Here is a 17,479-nt window from a genome sequence, read left to right as displayed (position 1 = left end):
GTCCTCCTCTCAGGCCACGGCCAGCCGCAGTCCGGGCAGGTGCACGGCGGTCTCGTCGACCAGGTCGTGCAGGCCGCGGACGAACGCGGGGTCGCCGCCGAGCAGCCCGAGCAGGTCGTGCGCGTGCCCGATGAGCGGCGCGACGGACGCGGCGTAGCCGTCCAACACGTCCTCGTCGAGCATCCAGGCGGTCAGCTCGGCGCGCGCGCACGCCGAGTGGCGGGCGCCCGCATGGAGCGCGAGGGCCTCCCGCCGCCGCGCGGGCGGAAGGGTGGACAGCAGGTGCGCCAGCAGGTACGTGGCGGTGCCGTTGGCGAGGTCCTCGTGGCGTCCCGACGCCAGGTCGCGCTGGTCGTTGACGAGCTGGCGGAGCACGCCCAGCCGGCGGCCGAACGCGCGCCAGCCGCCGGCCCGGTCGGCGCCCGCGCCGGCGAGCCGGGCCGCGGACGCCGCCGCCATCGCGTACGGCGCGCCCGTCTTGCCCGCGTAGGCGCGCAGCACCGACGCGGGCGTGGCGGCCGACGGGCGTTCGGTGAGATCGCGGAGCTGCCCGTCGACCGCGTCCAGCCAGACCCGCGACACCTCGTCGGCCAGCCCGAGGCGGACGGCGTCGGGCACCGGCAGGTCCGCGACGAGCCGGGCGGGCAGCTGGCCGCCCACCGCCAGCGCCGTCAGCACCCGCTTGGCGACCGCGGTGTTGCCGGCCGACGGGGCGCCGGGCACGTCGGTCAGGTCGTCCAGGTAGCGGGCCGCCGCCCACCACAGCAGGTGGACGACGGCGAGCGGCCGGGCGGGCGCCGGGTCGCCGGCCTCCGCGCCGTGCACCAGCATCGGCAGCGCGACCATCCCCCGCATCCCGGGACGGGAGCCCTTGGCCCGGACGGTCTCGAAGAAGTCCACCAGGAACTCCGCCATCGCGCCGCCGACCATCTCGCGGCCCTCGTCCAGGCCCATCGCCAGGCCCTCGGCGAGCCGCTCGCACAGCCGGCCGATCTCGGCCTCCGCCTCGGCGGCCGCCCGCTCCTGCGCGGCCGGGCCGAACGCTCCTTCTTCCACGTGTCGACTCCTCATTCTTCGCGGGGTTCTCGGGCGGTTCCGGGGGTCAGCCGGCGGCGGCGCCCGCCGGGGCGCCGAGGATCCGGACCGTGCCGGACCGCCCGTCCAGCTCGATCCAGGCGCCGTCGGGGATGTGGGCGACGGCGCCGCCGACCGCGACCGCGGTGGGCACGCCGAGCAGCCGTCCCGTGACGGCGGTGTGCGAGAGCAGGGTGCCGCGCTCGACGACCAGCCCGGACGCGGCGATCATCAGGGCGAGCCAGCCGGGGTCGGTCTCGCGGGCGACGAGGATGCGGCCCGCGCAGTCGCCGGGCGGGACGCGCGGGTCGAGCACGACCTTCGCGCGGCCCCGGACCGTCCCGCCGCCGGATCCGAGCCCGCGCAGCGTGCCGTCCTCGCCGGCGTCCGGCTCCGGGCCGAGGGGGCGCGCGTGGGGCAGCGCGGCGGCGGCGGGGCGCGTGGCGGGCGCCGACAGCAGCGCGGGCGGCGGCGGCACGGCCTGGTTCCGGACGCGTTCGGCGCGCCGCAGCGCGGCGAGCCCGCGCAGGTCGGCGCCGGGCAGCGTGCCGTCGAACGCGCCGATGACCTCCTCCACGGTGAGGTCGGCGACGTCGAGCGGGTCGTCGAGCAGCCCGGCCGCGGCGAGCTCGCCGCCGAGGCGCCACATCACCTCGCGGGACAGCCCGAACAACTGCGTGCGGCAGAACCGGGCGTCCTCCCGCGCGCGCACGGACCAGCGCATCATGCCGAGCAGTACGCGCAGGACCACCCGTCTGGCCGGGCCGGGGCAGGATTCGCGCAGGCGGCGGCGCGCATCGGCCGCGGCGCGCGCCTCGGCCTCACGGTTCGCGGCGACCGTCGCCCCCTGCCGGACGAGCGGCCGCAGCACCGCGGCGGTCATCCAGGGCCGCTGCCGCGGCGTCGGCTCGTCGAGCTTGAGGTCGTGCACCGCCCGGTCGCCGTAACGGCACAGGTAGGCGCGTGCGGACGTGGCGAGGAAGGCGCCGTGCCGGCCCTCGGCGACGTCGTCCCAGACGGCCCGCAGATGCTCCTCGTCGGTGCGTCCGCCCAGGTCGTCGGCCAGCATGGCGGCCTTCAACGCGGGCACCTCGGCGGCGCGCTCGGCTAGCGCGAGGGCGGCGCGGGCGGCGGCGAGCGACCGGTTCTCCGGCCCTCCGCACAGCAGCCCGGGCAGCAGCTCCGGCCCGGCGCCCGCCCAGCGGCGCAGCAGCGCGGTCGCCGCCCGCATGAGGAGCAGGCCGTAGACGCCGTTGGCGAGCGTGACGCCCCAGCGCACCGACACCTCGGCCCACACCCACCGGTACAAGGTGATCAGCTCGTCCGGGGAGTACTCGGCGAGCGGGCGGGACGCGGGGCCGCGCACGTCCGCCATCAGCGCGTCCCACCAGCGCAGGAACCGGACGGTGGCGCGGCGGTGCCCGGCCGCGCGCCAGGCGAGCGCGGGCAGCGCGGCCGCGACGCGGGCGCGCGACCACCGGCGGTCCGCGCGCGCCTCGCCGGTGATGCCCATCCCCTCTTCCCAGCCCGCCCGGATCAGGTCGAAGACGGGCAGTTGCCCGTGCAGCTCCTGCCAGTCGTCCAGCCGGTAGTAGGCGCGGCCGTCGAGGAGCCCGACCATCCGGGCGAGGCGGTGGCCGCGCGCGCGCAGCCGCCGCGCGGGCACCCCCATCCGCCGGTACAGGTCGGTGAAGGCGAGCTGGTAGAAGGCGCGCGCCTGCGAGTACGTCAGCGCGCCGGACACGCCGGGGAAGCTCTCGGTGATGTTGTGGTTGCCCCAGTGGACGCGCGGTGCCCGCTCCTGGTCGGCCGGGGCGGCCAGCGGGCGGGCCTGCACGAGATGGACGGCGCCGTCGGGCGTGATGGTCCCCTCGATGTCCTGCGGGCAGCCGAACAGCCGCTCGACGCGCGCGGCGAGCCCGGCGATCTCCCGTGCCCGCTCGCCGGTGAGCACGGGCGCGGTGCGCAGGTCGCCGGGGACGGGAACGGTGCGCGGACCGTCCTCGCCGTCTCCCGGCGGGCCGACCATGCGGTGCTTGGCGACGACCTCGGCGTCGACGCGCCCGGTCTCCGGGTCGACGAAGAAGTGGTCGACGTCGGCCTTCTCCTGGACGACGCCTTCGCCGATGCCGTGCGCGGCGGCGATGACGTGCCGGTGCGCCCCGTCGCGGGGGTCGCGGGTGAACGCGACGAACGAGCGGGTTCCCGGGACCATCCGCTGCACGCCGACCGCGACCCGCGCGGCCGCCGGGTCGATGCCCCGGAACTCCCGGTAATGGACCGCCTCGGGCTTGAACGCCGACGCCCAGCAGCGCGCCACCGCCTCCAGCAGCCCGTCGCGCCGGACGTACAGGAAGCTGTCGCTCAGCCCGGCGAAGGGGTCCTCGGCCGAGTCCTCGGCCGCGCCGTCCGCGCCGTCCGGGTTGGGGACGATGCAGGCGCGCACGGCGACCGTGCCGTCCGCGCCCGCGAGCTCGTCGAACCCCGCCAGCAGCCGCGCGGCGAGAGGGCCGTCCGGGACGGCCGCGGCGAGGGCCGAGGCGGCGAACCCGCACCACTGCGCGGCCGGGACCGCCGGGCGCGGCGGCAGGGCGCCGCTCAGGCCGTCCAGCGCCCGGTCGAACTCCGCCGCGGGCACGCAGAAGAACTTCGGCACGGGGAAGCCCGCGTCGCGCAGCGTGTCCAGCCGGGCGAACTTGTGCCCGACCTCGCCCGTGCCCATCGATCCGGCAGGCACGCCGCTCACCACACCTTCGGCAGCACGCGCGCCCGTCCGGCGGCGTACGGCGGGTAGCCCGGAACGTCCCACAGCGCGCGTTCCTCCACGCGGATCCGCCAGGCGACGGCCGCCGCGAGCAGCGCGAACGCGGCGGCGGTGAGGGGCGCGAGGAAGAAGCCGGCGAAGGCGAGGTTGGCGAGCAGCATGCCCGCGTACGCCGGATGCCGGACGACCCGGTAGACGCCGCCGGTCACGACGCGATGGCCGTCCTGCCTCATGACGTGGTGCGAGTAGAACCGCCCGAGCGTGCGGATCGCGGTCTGCCGCAGCGCGACTCCGGCGACGAAGGCGAGCGCGGGGATCGCCGTCCACGGCGACGACGCCGGCCACGGGAACGGCCCGAGCGAGGCGGACGCGACGAGCAGGAGGCGGGCGAGCGCGTACGGCAGGAGGGTCCGCGCATCCGACGGGGACGCGGCGGCCCGCCGGAACGTCACCGGTGCTTCCAGCAGCAGCCAGCCCAGGTACAGGGCGAGCATGACCACCGGCTCTGCGCCGTCGCGCGCCGCGTGAAGGGCGATTCCCGCCACCAGGAACCCGGCGCCTGCCGCGAAGGCGGCGCGCGGCGCGAGCAGCAGGAGCGGGTCGCGGAGTCGGTCGTTCATGACGACCGGGTCCGCTCGTAGCGCTCCGGGTCGACCGCGTACGCCTCGTAGGCCAGCGACCCGAGGTCGGCGCCCGTCGAGGCGTCCGCGAGGGTGGCCGTGCACCGGGACCGGGGGCCGGGCACCCGGGCGACCGGCCAGCGCAGCAGCAGCGGGACTGTTCCGGCGAGCCGGAGCGGCACGTCCATCCGCAGCGACACCCACAGCAGGCGCGCGTCCAGCGGCCTGCCGTGCTCGCTGTGCTCCAGCAGCGTGGCGAACTGGCGGCCCGCCTCGACGATCTCGACGGGAGTCCAGGCGTCCCGCTCCCTGCCCGGCGGCCTCAGCACGGCCGCCTCCACGACGCCGCGCCCGCGCCGCACCGGCTCGCCGACCAGGATGTTCTCGGGGCGGTGCCGGTGCACGAGGTCGGCGGGCGCGTGCCGGGACGGCGGGATCGCCGCAGGCGGGACGGCCGGTTCCGGCGGCGCGGGCGCGGGGCCGGTGTCGTCGGTGAACGCGATGGTGCCCGCGCACACCTCCTTCGCGCCCTGCCGGGCGGCGACCGTCCAGGCGCGGTTGCGGCCGGGGACGGGGCGGCACGACAGCGTGGTGCCGCGGTCGAGCTCGCAGAACCGGGTGAAGTCGAGCCCGGCGACGACCCGCCCGGCCCGCCGTCCGCGCGATCGCGCCGAGTCCGCGCGGACGGCGAGGTCCAGCGTGCCGCTGAACAGCAGCATTCCCGGCACGTGGTCGAGGGGGTGGTCGAAGTAGAAGGGATCGGACTCGTCGACGACCAGCTCGCGGAATCGTTCAATGACGGACGCGGCCATGCGCCCTCCCTCCATAATCGGACCCATGCCCTTGCCGGGCGGCCGGCGAAAAAGCCGCCCGGCGCCCTTACCGGAAGCACAGGAAATCCAGCGAGACGGCCGTCATCTTGCTACAGAAATGCGCCCGGATGAACTGCACCCATGGGCAGTCCGGGCCGTGCGGGTCTTCCCAGACCGGCAAGGACCGGCGCGCCGGACGCACCGTACGGCAGGCGCGGGCCGCCCGGAATCCGCATGTCAGGACCCACTTGCACGGACGGTCACGACGGTCCGGCGGCGGTGGCCCGGCCGCGTCCAGCCGTAATGCGGGCGGAATGCGCGCGATTCCCGCGTACCGGGTCGCGCGTTTTAACCGGCGAGTCGCACAAGATATATTTTCAGATCATGATTCAATCATTCCGCGCGGCCGCCGTTTTGTGACGTGGCCCACAATTGATTTGGCAGAAAGCGGCCACACGCCACGGGGCCCGGCGCGGTGCCCGCCCGAAGCGTGCTACCGCGCCGGGCCCCGCCCGGCTCCCTCCGTGCCGTCCTGCGCCGTCCGGTCAGGCCGGCACGTGGTCCTTCTGCCGCCGCCAGTGCCGGTGCTTGGCGATCGCCTCGATGAGCGCGGCGCTGAAGTCGCCGCCGGGCCCGCGGCCGGTGACGACGCCGAAGTCCTCGACGGTGCCGTCCTCCGAGGTCTTCACCCCGGTGATCCCGGCCCGCTCCAGCAGCGCGACGCCCTCGTCCAGCGCGCCGATCGCCTTGCAGTGCACGAATGCCTCCGCGACGAAGTGCACCGCGTCGCCGTCCTGCGCCAGCGTCCGCACGCTCGCCTCTCCCCCGGGCACCAGCACGGCGTCGTACAGCACGGACGCGACGGTCGGCATCGCGCGGGTCACCGTGACCTGCGCGCCGTTGGCGGCCTGGACGTGCCCGTCCTTCGCGGCGAGCACGTCGCAGACCGCGCCCGCCTCGGCCAGCGCGTCGCCGACCGCGCCGACGGCCGCCGAGTCGACGCCGTCCGCCACCAGGATCGCGACCGTGCGGCCCTTGGCGGAGCCCGGCTGCTCGTCCTGGCTCAGCGCGGGCGAGGTGCGGCCGTGGTTGGCGGTCGGGGCGTCCGACGGCGGCTCCACCCCGACGCCCTCGGCGACCTGCACGGCGAGGTCGTGGTCGACGTGGTTGAGCTGCGCGACCACGCCCTCGCGGATGTGCTTGTGGTCGCACTTGCCGAGCTCGAACCGGAACGCGCCGACGATGTGCTCCTTCTCCCAGTCGGCCATGCTGTTCCAGAACAGCGTCGCCTGCGAGTAGTGGTCCTTGAAGCTCTCGCTCCGCTTGCGGATCTTCTCGCCGTCCACGCGCTCCTGGTAGTGGGTGAACGACCCGGGCCCGCCGACGGCCGGGCAGCCGCCGCCCAGCGAGTTCTTGTGGTAGCTCGCCTGCCCCTGGTGCAGCTTCATCTGGTGGTAGCCGTCGCGCTGGTGGTTGCGGACGTCGGCGACCGGCTGGTTCACCGGGATCTGCGGGAAGTTCGGGCCGCCGAGCCGGATCAGCTGGGTGTCGAGGTAGGAGAACAGGCGGGCCTGCAGCAGCGGGTCGTTGGTGAAGTCGATGCCCGGCACCACGTTGCCGATGTGGAAGGCGACCTGCTCGGTCTCGGCGAAGAAGTTGTCGGGGTTGCGGTCCAGCACCATCCGGCCGACCGGCCGCACCGGGACCTCCTCCTCCGGAATGATCTTGGTCGGGTCGAGCAGGTCGAACCCGAACCGGTGCTCGTCCTCCTCCGGCACCAGCTGCACGCCGAGCTCGTACTCGGGGAAGTCGCCGTCCTCGATGCGGTCCCACAGGTCCCGCCGGTTGAAGTCGGGGTCCTTGCCGGCGATCTTCTGCGTCTCGTCCCAGGCGAGCGAGTGGGTGCCGAGCTTCGGCCTCCAGTGGAACTTCACGAACGTGCCCCGGCCCTCGGCGTTGACGAGCCGGAAGGTGTGCACGCCGAACCCCTGCATCATCGCGTAGCTGCGCGGCAGCGCCCGGTCCGACATCAGCCACATCATCATGTGCATCGTCTCGGGCTGGAGCTGCACGAAGTCCCACAGCGTGTCGTGCGCGGACGACGCCTGCGGGATCTCGTTGGGCGGCTCGGGCTTCACCGCGTGCACGAAGTCGGGGAACTTGATGCCGTCCTGGATGAAGAAGACCGGCATGTTGTTGCCGACCAGGTCGAAGTTGCCCTGGTTCGTGTAGAACTTCGTCGCGAAGCCGCGGACGTCCCGGACGGTGTCCGCCGACCCCCGCGACCCGGCGACCGTCGAGAACCGCACGAACACCGGCGTCGTCAGCGACGTGTCGCACAGGAACTCGGCGGTCGTGTACTCGGCGAGCGACTCGGTCAGCGTGAAGTGCCCGTACGCCCCGGAGCCGCGCGCGTGCACGACCCGCTCGGGGATCCGCTCGTGGTCGAAATGGGTGATCTTCTCGCGGAGGTGGAAGTCCTCCATCAGCGACGGGCCGCGCTCGCCCACCGTCAGCGAGTTGTCGGTGTCGTCGACCCGGACGCCCTGGTCGGTGGTCAGCCCGGCCGCCCCGTCCGGGCTCACCCGCCGCCGCTCCAGCTGCTCCTGCTTCCGGTCCTCGTGGCCGGCCGGGTTGGCCATGATTCGGCTCCTCGTGGCTGCTCGATGATCGCACTCCGTGGAGCCGCTACCCGGCGAACCCTCCGCCATGCACGCTTTGACCCGAACTTGAGCACGCCCGGCGGCACCGCCGCGGGACCGCCTCCCCCGGGCCCGGGACCCTTGTCAAACGGCTGACAATCGGCCCCGCCCGGCGGTGCGGACGGATGAGTGTCGCGCACCGGCCCCGATGCCTAGGTTGAGACGACCGGGAGCTCGGTCGAGGAGGTGTCGCCATGACGACGGCATACGAGGACGCGCACACCGGATCGCCGGTGCTGGACGGACTGACGGAGGAGCCGTGGCGGGACGTCCCGGCGGAGGAGGCCCGCTGGATGCGCCCGCGGCTGCCCGAGCTGCTCGGCCCGATGGTGCAGGGCGTGCTGCGGCACGTCCCGGAGTACGACCGCCCGGGCGACGCCGCCTACGTCCGCGTCGCCGAGGCCGCGGTCGCGCACGCGATGGAGCACTTCGTCCAGATGATCGCCGACCCGGACGCCTCCTGGAAGGAGGTGTACCAGGTCTTCTTCGACGTCGGATACGGCGAGGCGGTGGAGGGCCGCAGCCTGGAGCACCTGCAGAACGCGATGCGGGTCGCGTCGCGGCTGGCCTGGCGGCACCTGGCGGTCGAGGCGGAGCGGCTCGGCCGCCCGCGCGCCCTGGTCAGCCTGCTCGCCGAGGCCAACTTCGCCTACCTGGACGCGCTCGCGTCCGCCGCCGCGCACGGGTACGCGCGGGCCCGCGAGAAGGCCGCCGGGGAGCGCGAGCAGCGCCGCGGCCGGCTGCTGGCGCTGCTGCTGTCGGACCCGCCCGCGCCGCCCGAGGTCGTCGGCGAGCAGTCCGCGCGGGCGGGCTGGCCGCTGCCGCGCCGGCTCGCGGTGATCGTGCTGCGGCCGCGCCCGGGCAGCGGCGGCGAGGGCCCCGCCGGGCTGCCGCCGTCGCTGCTGACCGGGCTGGACCACGGCCGGCCCTGCCTGGTGATGCCGGACCCGGACGGCCCCGGCCGGATGGACGAGCTGACCGCGACGCTGGCCGGCTGGACGGGCGCCGTCGGCCCGTCCGTCCCCGCCGACCAGGCGCGGACGTCGCTGCAGTGGGCGCGGCGCGCGCTCGACCTCGTACCGCCCGCCGCGCCCCGCCGCGCCCGCGCCGGAAACGGCAAGGCGAGCACCGGCGGGCGCGGGGCCCGGCGCGGCGGGCTGCTCGTCCGCGCCGACGAGCACCTGCCTGAGCTGCTGCTGCAGGAGGGCGCGTCGCTGGCGGCGCTGGTGGCGGCGCGGCGGCTCGCCCCGCTGGAGGCCGCGGGGCAGCGGCAGGGCGTCCGGCTGGCCGAGACGCTGCTGGAATGCATGAAGCACGGCTTCAACGCGACGGGCGCCGCCGAGGTGCTGTGCGTGCATCCGCAGACCGTCCGGTACCGGCTCGCGCAACTCCACGAGATGTTCGACTTCGACATCGAGGACCCCGATCTCCGCCTCGAGATGATGCTCCTGCTCAGCACCTGGATCCGCGCGCGTTCCGCTTCCTGACCGCCTCCCGCGCGACTCGCGCGCCGATCCGCGCGCCTTTTCCCGTGCCGCGCCGCGCCGCGACGTCATGGTGGGGCACGGAATCCGCTACGGTCGGGGGCGCCGCGTAGGCGAGGGGAAGGAACACAAGGTACAGATGGCCGAGAAGGTCATTCGAGTCGACGACATCGACGGCTCCGAAGGGGACGATGTCGCCAAGCGGGACTTCGAGGTCCTGGGTCGGACGTTCACGATCGACCTGAGCGATGACAACTACAAGCGGTTGAACGAGATGCTGGACGCGCTCGCGCCCTTCATCGAGAACGCCGCGGAGGTGAAGCCCGCGGGGAAGGGCCGCAAGGCCCGGGTAGCGAAGATCAAGGGCTACACGAACGGCGATGTCCGCGAGTGGGCATTGCGCGAGGGCGTCGAAGTCTCCGAACGTGGCAAGATATCGGATGAGGTCTATGCTGCATTCATCGACGCTCATCCGGACGCGAAGCCGGACGCATAGCTAGAGGGAGTCCCCGCATGGCACAGAAGGTCGAAGTCCTTCTCGTGGACGACATCGACGGTGGCGAGGCCGACGAGACGGTCAGCTTTTCACTCGATGGCACCAGTTACGAGATCGACCTGAGCAAGAAGAACGCCGCGAAGCTGCGCGACGGGCTGGAGCCGTTCGTGGCCGGCGCCCGCAAGGCGCGCAAGCCGGCGGGCCGGCAGGCGCGCGGCACCCGTACCGCGGGCAGCCGCGAGCGCTCCGCCGAGATTCGCGAGTGGGCGAAGAACCACGGCATCAAGGTCAATGAGCGGGGCCGTATCCCCGCCAATGTGATCGAGCAGTACGAGGCCGCGCACTAGCGCTCCGCGCGGCCGGCCGAGTTCCGGCAGAGCGCCGAGGGGCCGGAGTGAAATTCTCACTCCGGCCCCTCACGCATTAGTGCGCACCGGGCAAATCGCCTTTCGCTCGGCATTCCCCGAATTCCGCATGGCGGACATCATCGGCGCGCAAGTCGGTAGGGTGGCGCCCGGGGGGCCGGCAAAGGGGGGCAAGCGGGGTTGAAGCACGCGACGCGACGGGACCGTGTCCGGTACTGGTTCGACACCACGATGTCGAAGGGGACGCCGGCGCTCATCGGCTGGCTCGGGCTCGCCTCGGCGGCGCTCGTGCTCGTGGTGGCGACGGCCGCGGTCGTCCTCGCGCCGCGCGACAGCAGCCGCAACGGGCACTGGCCCGGCATGGTGTGGCGCAGCCTGCTGCGCACCCTCGACCCCGGCACGATGGGCGGCGACAGCGGCGGCGTCGCGTTCCTCGGCCTGATGCTGGTCGCCACGGTCGGCGGCATCTTCATCGTCAGCTCGCTGATCGGCGTCATCACCACCGGCCTGGAAAGCAAGATCACCGAGCTGCGCAAGGGCCGGTCCCGGATCGTCGAGCACGACCACACCGTGCTGCTCGGCTGGTCGGAGCAGGTGTTCACGGTCGTCGCCGAGCTGGTGGAGGCCAACCAGAGCGAGCGGCGCTCGTGCGTGGCGATCCTCGCCGACCGCGACAAGGTCGAGATGGAGGACGCCCTCCGCGCGCGGGTCGGCGAGTTCGGCCGGACCCGGATCGTGTGCCGCACCGGCAACCCGCTGAAGGTCGCCGACCTGGAGCTGGTCAGCCCCGGCACCGCGCGGTCCATCATGGTGATCTCGCCGGAGGTCGAGGACGCCGACACCCACGTCATCAAGGTGCTGCTGTCGCTCGGCGCGCGCGCCTGGGAGCGGCGCCGGCCGCACGTCGTCGCGGCGGTGCACGACTCGGCGAACCTGCCCGCGGCGCGGCTGGCCGGCGGCGACGCCGCGCGGGTCATCGACGCCGACGACATCGCGATCCGGCTGATCGTCCAGTCGCACCGGCAGTCCGGGCTGTCGCAGGTCTGCACCGACCTGCTCGACTTCGCCGGGCACGAGTTCTACATGCGGGCCGAGCCGTCGCTGGCGGGCCTGACGTTCGGCGAGACGCTGTCGCGCTACGACCTCGGCGTCCCGGCGGGGCTGCGGCACAGCGACGGCGCGGTGGCGCTGAACCCGCCGATGGACACCCCGGTCAGCGCCGACGACGAGATCATCGTGCTGGCCGAGGACGACCTGCTGATCCGGCTCGCGTCCGGGCCGCCGCCGGCCGTCCGGGAGCGGGCGATCACCACGGCGACCGCGCGGGAGCCGGTGCCGGAGCGGACCCTGCTGCTCGGCTGGAACCACCGCGCCCAGAAGATCATCGAGCTGCTGGACGAGTTCCTCGCGCCCGGGTCGGCGCTGACGGTCGCCGCGCCGCGCGAGGACCCGACCGGCGCCCTCGGCCCGCTCGCCAACCTCAAGGTCGGGTTCGTGGCCGCGGAGCCGACCGAGCGGCCGTCGCTGGAGTCCCTGGACGTCGGCTCGTACCAGCACGTCATCGTGCTGTCGGAGGCCGGCTACGACCGCGAGCACGCCGACGCGCGCACGCTGGTGACGCTGCTGCACCTGCGCGACATGGAGGACGCGCTCGGCGACCCGTTCTCCATCGTCAGCGAGATCAACGACGACGCCAACCGGGAGGTCGCGCAGGTCACCAAGGCCGACGACTTCGTCGTCAGCGACAAGTTGATCAGCCTGATGCTGACCCAGCTGAGCGAGAACCGGCACCTGTACGACGTGTTCGCCGACCTGCTCGACCCGGCCGGGTCGGAGATCTACCTCAAGCCCGCCTGCGACTACCTCGTGCCGGGCGGCACCGCCGACTTCGCGACGCTGATCGAGTCGGCGCGGCGGCGCGGCGAGGTCGCGCTCGGCTACCGGCTCATCGACCGGTACCACGAGCCGCCCGGGTACGGCGTGGTCCTCAACCCCGACAAGACGGCGCCGCTGGTGCTGTCCGCGCGGGACCGCGTCATCGTCCTCGCGGAGAACTGACGCCCGCGCGCACACGGCCCTCCATTACGGACGGACCGGAATGCGGGGCGGCGGAAATGGCGGTGCGCGAACGGCCGCGGATCGCCCACAATTGGACCGACGGGGTGATCAATCGTGGGCGATCAGATGTTGCGGCTGGGAGCGCGCATAGCCGAGATCGAGGCGCTGTACGGCTGCGCGCTGGACGAGCGGGACGGCCAGGCCGCGCGCCGGCTGCTGGCCGAGCTGGCACGGGCGGGGGCCCGGCTGGCCGAGGAGGCGGACCGGGCGGCCGGGCCCGCCCGGCGCGCCGCCGGGACGCGTCCCGGCCGGACGCGCCTGCGCCGCCGCATCGCCGGCACGCAGCGCACCGCGGACCGCATCATTTCGAGGGCGGCGCGGCGCCCGAGCGGGCAGGCGTAAGGCGGCCGGAGCGAGCTAGGCCGTCTCGGGCTCGCCGGTCGCGGTGCGTCCGGCGGCCCGGCCGGCGGCCCGTCCTGCGTCCTCGGGGACGGCGAGTTCCGGGGCGGTGTCGAGGGCGTCCGCGGCCTCCTCGCGGAGCGCGCGTTCGGTGCGGTGGGTGTCCTCGGCCATGCCGCGGATCTCGGCGCCCGCCATCGCGTCGCCGGCCGTGCCGGCGAGCAGGTCGCGGTAGCGGGCGTTCTGCTCCGGAAGCGCCGTCAGGACGCGCGACTCGTGGTACGCGTCGTCGGCCTCGCCGGCGCGGCGCGCGTACTCCTCCAGCGCCTCGATCCGGACGGTCACGGACCGCGCCGACAGCGCGAGCGCGCGGTCCTGCGGTTCGAGGAGGGCCCGCACCCGCGGGGACAGCCGCTCGGGCTGCTGCACGATCCGCTCCCGGCGCAGCCGGGTGTGCTCGGCGAGCGTGGCCGCGATCGCCCATTCCTGCCGCGGCAGCACGACCGTGTTGCCGACGTCGTCCAGCAGCCCGGCGCGGTGCGACTGCGAGGAGAGGACGGCGTCGACGGCGCGCTGGGCGCGGATCAGCAGCCGCGCCGCGGGCCGGTCGAAGTCGGCGGGCAGCAGGTAGCGGCCGTGGTGCTCGCGGGCGGCGCGGGCGGCGGCGGGCTCGCGCAGGTGCCGCAGCGCGCCGATCACCCAGCCGGTGAAGCTGACGGCGGCCAGCAGCACGGCGGCCTCGGTCTGCCCGAGGAGCAGCAGGAGGACCTGCAGCGCCGGGGTGAGCATCATCGCCAGGACGGGCAGCCTCCCCCACCGCAGCGCGCCGCCGACGAGGTCGTCCTGGTCGAGCGAGGCGAGGAAGCACACCCGCAGCCAGCCGCCGGGCAGCACGCCGTAGAAGAAGGCGAACGCCGGGATCCACAGCACCCGGGCGACGACGGTGGCGAGGGTCAGGGCCGGTGGCGCGGGCGCGGGCAGGCTCGCCGCGACCAGCCGCTCCGGGGCGGCGGCGAGCACGGCGCGGTCCGCGACGGGAATGCCCGGGTCGAACACCGGACGGGGACGGCTCTCATCGTTCATCGGCGCTCCCCACCGCGTCAGGAGGTCCTGCGGGCCGGGCGGGGCCGTCCCGCGGGAGATCTGCCGTTCTGCCTTCCTTCCCTTGCTATCACTTGTGCCCAGCCATCCCCGGAATGTCACGAGATCCGGAAATTCGGGCCGTCCGGCGGGGCTCGCGGACCTTTTAGCCCAGACCTAAATCGATGCACCGGGGCGCCCGTTCGCGGTGGGGTGGGCGCATGACCGTCGCCCTCGCCGTGATCTTCGCCGGAGTGCTGCACGCCACCTGGAACGCGATCGCGAAGGGCGCGCCGGACCGGTGGGCCTCGTTCGCGCTGATCGGCCTCGGCGAGGCGGTGGTGGTGGTCCCGATGGGACTGATCGTCGGCCCGCCGGACCGGGCGGCGTGGCCGTGGCTCGTGGCGTCGGCCGCCGTCCACATCGTGTACATGGGGCTGCTGCTCGCGGCGTACCAGCTGGGCGACTTCAGCCAGGTGTACCCGCTGGCGCGGGGCAGCGCGCCGCTGCTGGTGGCGGTCGTGGCGGCGGTGGCGCTCGGCGAGCGGCTCACGTGGGCGCAGGACGCGGGCGTCGCGGCGGTCTGCGGCGGGCTCGTCGTGCTGGCCTTCGCGGGCCGCCGCGACGGCGGCGGCCCGGAGGAAGGCGGGGCGAAGCCCCGGGACCCGCGTGCCGTCGCGGCGGCGCTGCTGACCGGCGTGTCCATCGCGGGCTACACCCTGCTGGACGGGGTCGGGGTGCGGCACGCGGGCGGCTCGCTGTCGTACACGTCGTGGATGTTCTCCATCCAGGCACCGCTGACGGTCGCGATCGTGCTGGCCCTGCGCGGCCGCGCGACGCTCACCCGGCTGCCCCGGTCCGCCGTGCTGGGGGGCCTGGCGGGCGGCCTCATCTCGATGGCGGCGTACGGGATCGTGCTGTGGGCGCAGACGCGCGGGGCGCTGGCGTCGGTGGCGGCGCTGCGCGAGACCGGGGTGATCTCGGGCGCGGTCATCGGCGCGGTGTTCTTCTCCGAGCGGCTCGGCGCGCGCCGGATCGCGGCGGCCTGCGTGGTCGCGGCGGGCGTCGTCCTCATCACCGCGCACTAGCGCCGCCGCACCGGACGGGGCGGGCGGGTCTCGCGGCGCGTACCGGCGCCTGGCAGGGTAGAAGGGATCTTGCAGGGACGCGCGGAGGGGGAATGGTGCCCGGGCAGAGCGGGCCGCGGGCCGCCGGTGCGGCCCGGGACGTCGAAGAGGACCGGTGAACGGGGCGCTGGGCCTGCTCGCGGTCCTGGTGCTGACCGCGGCGACGGGCTACTTCGTGGCGCAGGAGTTCGCGTTCGTCACCGCGGACCGGCCGCTGCTGGACCAGCGGGCGGCGGAGGGCGACCGCGCGGCCGCGCGCGCCGTCCGGGTGATGGAGCGGCTGTCGTTCATGCTGTCGGGCGCGCAGCTCGGCATCACGGTGACCGCGCTGGTGGTCGGGTTCATCGCCAAGCCGGCGCTCGCCGACCTGATCGCGCCGGTGCTGGACGCGGCGGGGGTGCCGCGCGGCGTGTCGGGCGGCGTCGCGGTCGCGCTCGGGTTCGTGCTGGCGACGGTGCTGCAGATGGTGCTGGGCGAGCTGTTCCCGAAGAACCTGGCGCTGGCGCGGGCGGAGGCGATGGCGCGGTGGCTGGCCGGATCGACGCTGGTGTACCTGGCGGTGGCGGCGCCGGTGATCCGGCTGTTCGACGCGGCGGCGAACCGCCTGGTGCGGGCCGCCGGGATCGAGCCGGTCGAGGAGCTGCACCACGGCGCGACGCTGGAGGAGCTCGGTCACATCATCGGCGAGTCCGGCGAGCAGTTCCAGGAGGCGCACGCCGACCTGCTGGAGCGCGCGCTGGTGTTCTCCGAGCGGGACGCCGAGGAGGTCATGGTGCCGCGGGTGGACGTGGTGACGGTGCCCGCGTCGGCGCGCGCGTCGGAGCTGAGCGAGATCATCACCGCGAGCGGGCACTCCCGCTACCCGGTCGTCGGGGAGCGGGTCGACGACGTCGTCGGGATCGTCGGGCTGGACGAGCTGATCCTGCTGGACCCGGCGGAGTCGGAGCGGACCGAGGTGGGCGCGATCGCGCGGCCGCCGCTGCTGCTGCCGTCGTCGCTGCCGCTGCCGGACGTGGTGGCGCGGCTGCGCGCCGCCGACGTCCCGGTGGCGTGCGTGGTGGACGAGTACGGCGGCTTCGCCGGGCTGATCACCTGGGAGGACGTCGCGGAGGAGCTGGTCGGGGAGATCGCCGACGAGCACGACCCGGACGAGGACCTCGCGATCCGGCGCGGCGAGTGGTGGACGACCGACGCCGGGCTGCGGGTGGACGAGGTGGCGCACGAGACGGGGATCGCGCTGCCGGAGGGCGACTACGAGACCGTCGCGGGGCTGCTGCTGCAGCGGCTCGGCCGGGTGGCGCGGCCCGGCGACGTGGTGCGGGTGGAGCTGGAGCCCACCCGGCTGGACGAGCCGCCGCGCACGGCGGTGGTGGAGGTGCTGACCGTCCACCGGCACGTGCCAGAGCTGATCCGGGTCCGGACGGTCGTCGCGGCGCCCGGCGAGCGGGACGGCGGTGGCCGGTGAACCTGACCCTGGGCGTCCCGGTGACGCTGGCGCTGCTGGCCGGCAACGGGTTCTTCGTCGCGACCGAGTTCGCGCTGGTGGCGGCGAAGCGGCCGCGGCTGGAACGGGCCGCCGCGCGCGGGAGCCGGGCCGCGGGGGCGGCGGTGGCGGGGATCGGCGAGCTGTCGCTGACGCTCGCGGGCGCGCAGCTCGGCATCACGATGTGCTCGCTGGGGCTGGGCCTGGTGTCCGAGCCGGTGTTCACCGAGGCGCTGGCGCCGCTGTTCCACGCCGCGGGCCTGTCGGGGGGCGTCGCGCACGCGATCGGGTTCGTGATCGCGCTCGGCGTGGTGACGTTCCTGCACATGGTCGTCGGGGAGATGGCGCCGAAGTCGTTCTCGATCGCGGGGCCGGAGCGGTCGGCGACGGTGCTGGCGCTGCCGTTCCGGGCGTTCACGACGGTCGTCCGGCCGCTGCTGGCGGCGCTGAACGGGGCGACGAACCTGCTGCTGCGCGCGGCGGGCGTGCACCCGGGCGAGATGCGGGAGGTGTCGCGGACGCCGGAGCAGCTGCGCAGCATCGCCGAGGAGTCGCGGCGGCTGGGGCTGATCGGGCAGCGCGACCTGACCCTGCTGACCGCCGCGCTGGACGCGCCGCGCGCGCCGCTGTCGGACCTGGTGGTGCCGGTGTCGGAGATCGTGTCGGTGCCGCCGGAGGCGTCCCCGCAGGAGGTCATCGACACCGCCGCGCGGACCGGCCGGGTCCGGATCATGCTGCGCGGCTCGGGCCGGGGGCAGGCGCGGATGGTGCACGTCCGCGACGCCTACCTGGCGCGGGCGCGCGGCCGGGAGGCGACCGCCGGGGAGCTCGCGCATCCGGTGCCGGCGATGCCGGTGGGCACGCCGGTCGGCGAGGCCGTTGCGACGCTGCGGGCGCGGCACAGCCAGCTGGGCCTGGCGATCGGCCCGGACGGGCAGGTGGCGGGCCTGGTCAGCCTGGACGACCTGCTCACCACGCTGCTGAGGCTCACCTGACCCGCGTTCACCTGTCAACG

Annotated in this window: 14 protein-coding genes; 8 read left to right on the top strand and 6 right to left on the bottom strand. The window is 74.6% G+C overall.

Annotation, left to right across the window (positions count from 1 at the left end; translation table 11 throughout):
- Positions 1 to 9: 9 nt before the first annotated feature.
- From AB0C78_RS00350 to AB0C78_RS00330, 5 genes are all read right to left on the bottom strand, one after another.
- Positions 10 to 1,056: a polyprenyl synthetase family protein gene (locus AB0C78_RS00350; protein WP_360740005.1), complete on the bottom strand. Its 1,047-nt coding sequence runs from the start codon at positions 1,054 to 1,056 to the stop codon at positions 10 to 12.
- Positions 1,057 to 1,102: 46 nt separating this feature from the next.
- Positions 1,103 to 3,820 carry a PEP/pyruvate-binding domain-containing protein gene (locus AB0C78_RS00345; RefSeq protein WP_360740003.1) on the bottom strand — a complete coding sequence of 906 codons (2,718 nt, stop codon included), beginning with the start codon at positions 3,818 to 3,820 and terminating at the stop codon, positions 1,103 to 1,105.
- Entirely contained in the window at positions 3,817 to 4,458 is a 642-nt protein-coding gene (locus tag AB0C78_RS00340; RefSeq protein ID WP_360740001.1) for an isoprenylcysteine carboxylmethyltransferase family protein, read from the bottom strand. Before AB0C78_RS00340 ends, AB0C78_RS00345 begins: the two co-directional genes overlap by 4 nt.
- Positions 4,455 to 5,270 (bottom strand): AfsA-related hotdog domain-containing protein, encoded by an 816-nt coding sequence (locus AB0C78_RS00335; protein ID WP_360739999.1) that lies wholly within the window; start codon positions 5,268 to 5,270, stop codon positions 4,455 to 4,457. Before AB0C78_RS00335 ends, AB0C78_RS00340 begins: the two co-directional genes overlap by 4 nt.
- Before the next feature lie 545 nt (positions 5,271 to 5,815).
- A complete protein-coding gene (locus tag AB0C78_RS00330; RefSeq protein ID WP_360739996.1) occupies positions 5,816 to 7,912 on the bottom strand; it encodes a catalase in 2,097 nt (698 codons plus the stop codon).
- A gap of 254 nt (positions 7,913 to 8,166) precedes the next feature.
- Between AB0C78_RS00330 and AB0C78_RS00325 the strand changes: the two genes are divergently transcribed.
- From AB0C78_RS00325 to AB0C78_RS00305, 5 genes are all read left to right on the top strand, one after another.
- Positions 8,167 to 9,459, top strand: a complete 1,293-nt coding sequence (locus AB0C78_RS00325) for a helix-turn-helix domain-containing protein (protein WP_360739994.1) — start codon at positions 8,167 to 8,169, stop codon at positions 9,457 to 9,459.
- Between the two features lie 136 nt (positions 9,460 to 9,595).
- The gene (locus tag AB0C78_RS00320) at positions 9,596 to 9,952 is read left to right on the top strand and encodes an Lsr2 family protein (RefSeq protein ID WP_151547239.1); all 357 of its coding nucleotides are present in this window, start codon (positions 9,596 to 9,598) and stop codon (positions 9,950 to 9,952) included.
- Positions 9,953 to 9,969: 17 nt separating this feature from the next.
- A complete protein-coding gene (locus AB0C78_RS00315; RefSeq protein WP_151547238.1) occupies positions 9,970 to 10,299 on the top strand; it encodes an Lsr2 family protein in 330 nt (109 codons plus the stop codon).
- 198 nt (positions 10,300 to 10,497) lie between these two features.
- Positions 10,498 to 12,375 (top strand): potassium transporter TrkA, encoded by a 1,878-nt coding sequence (locus AB0C78_RS00310; protein WP_360739991.1) that lies wholly within the window; start codon positions 10,498 to 10,500, stop codon positions 12,373 to 12,375.
- A gap of 114 nt (positions 12,376 to 12,489) precedes the next feature.
- Complete coding sequence (locus AB0C78_RS00305) at positions 12,490 to 12,777, top strand: hypothetical protein (RefSeq protein ID WP_360739988.1); 288 nt, start codon at positions 12,490 to 12,492, stop codon at positions 12,775 to 12,777.
- A gap of 15 nt (positions 12,778 to 12,792) precedes the next feature.
- Here AB0C78_RS00305 and AB0C78_RS00300 read toward each other — a convergent pair whose 3' ends face one another.
- The gene (locus AB0C78_RS00300; RefSeq protein ID WP_360739986.1) at positions 12,793 to 13,857 is read right to left on the bottom strand and encodes a hypothetical protein; all 1,065 of its coding nucleotides are present in this window, start codon (positions 13,855 to 13,857) and stop codon (positions 12,793 to 12,795) included.
- A 218-nt stretch (positions 13,858 to 14,075) separates the two neighbouring features.
- Here AB0C78_RS00300 and AB0C78_RS00295 point away from each other — a divergent pair, with 218 nt between their 5' ends.
- The 3 genes from AB0C78_RS00295 to AB0C78_RS00285 all read left to right on the top strand — a co-directional run bounded on the left by AB0C78_RS00295 (position 14,076) and on the right by AB0C78_RS00285 (position 17,459).
- The gene (locus AB0C78_RS00295) at positions 14,076 to 14,942 is read left to right on the top strand and encodes an EamA family transporter (protein ID WP_360739984.1); all 867 of its coding nucleotides are present in this window, start codon (positions 14,076 to 14,078) and stop codon (positions 14,940 to 14,942) included.
- Positions 14,943 to 15,096: 154 nt separating this feature from the next.
- Positions 15,097 to 16,446, top strand: a complete 1,350-nt coding sequence (locus tag AB0C78_RS00290) for a hemolysin family protein (RefSeq protein WP_360739981.1) — start codon at positions 15,097 to 15,099, stop codon at positions 16,444 to 16,446.
- Entirely contained in the window at positions 16,443 to 17,459 is a 1,017-nt protein-coding gene (locus tag AB0C78_RS00285) for a CNNM domain-containing protein (RefSeq protein ID WP_360739978.1), read from the top strand. Before AB0C78_RS00290 ends, AB0C78_RS00285 begins: the two co-directional genes overlap by 4 nt.
- The last annotated feature ends 20 nt before the right edge of the window (positions 17,460 to 17,479 follow it).

This window comes from Actinomadura sp. NPDC048394, from assembly GCF_040651755.1.
In the GTDB taxonomy this organism is placed as follows: domain Bacteria; phylum Actinomycetota; class Actinomycetes; order Streptosporangiales; family Streptosporangiaceae; genus Spirillospora; species Spirillospora montaniterrae.
This window is presented reverse-complemented; position numbering and strand designations above follow the sequence as displayed.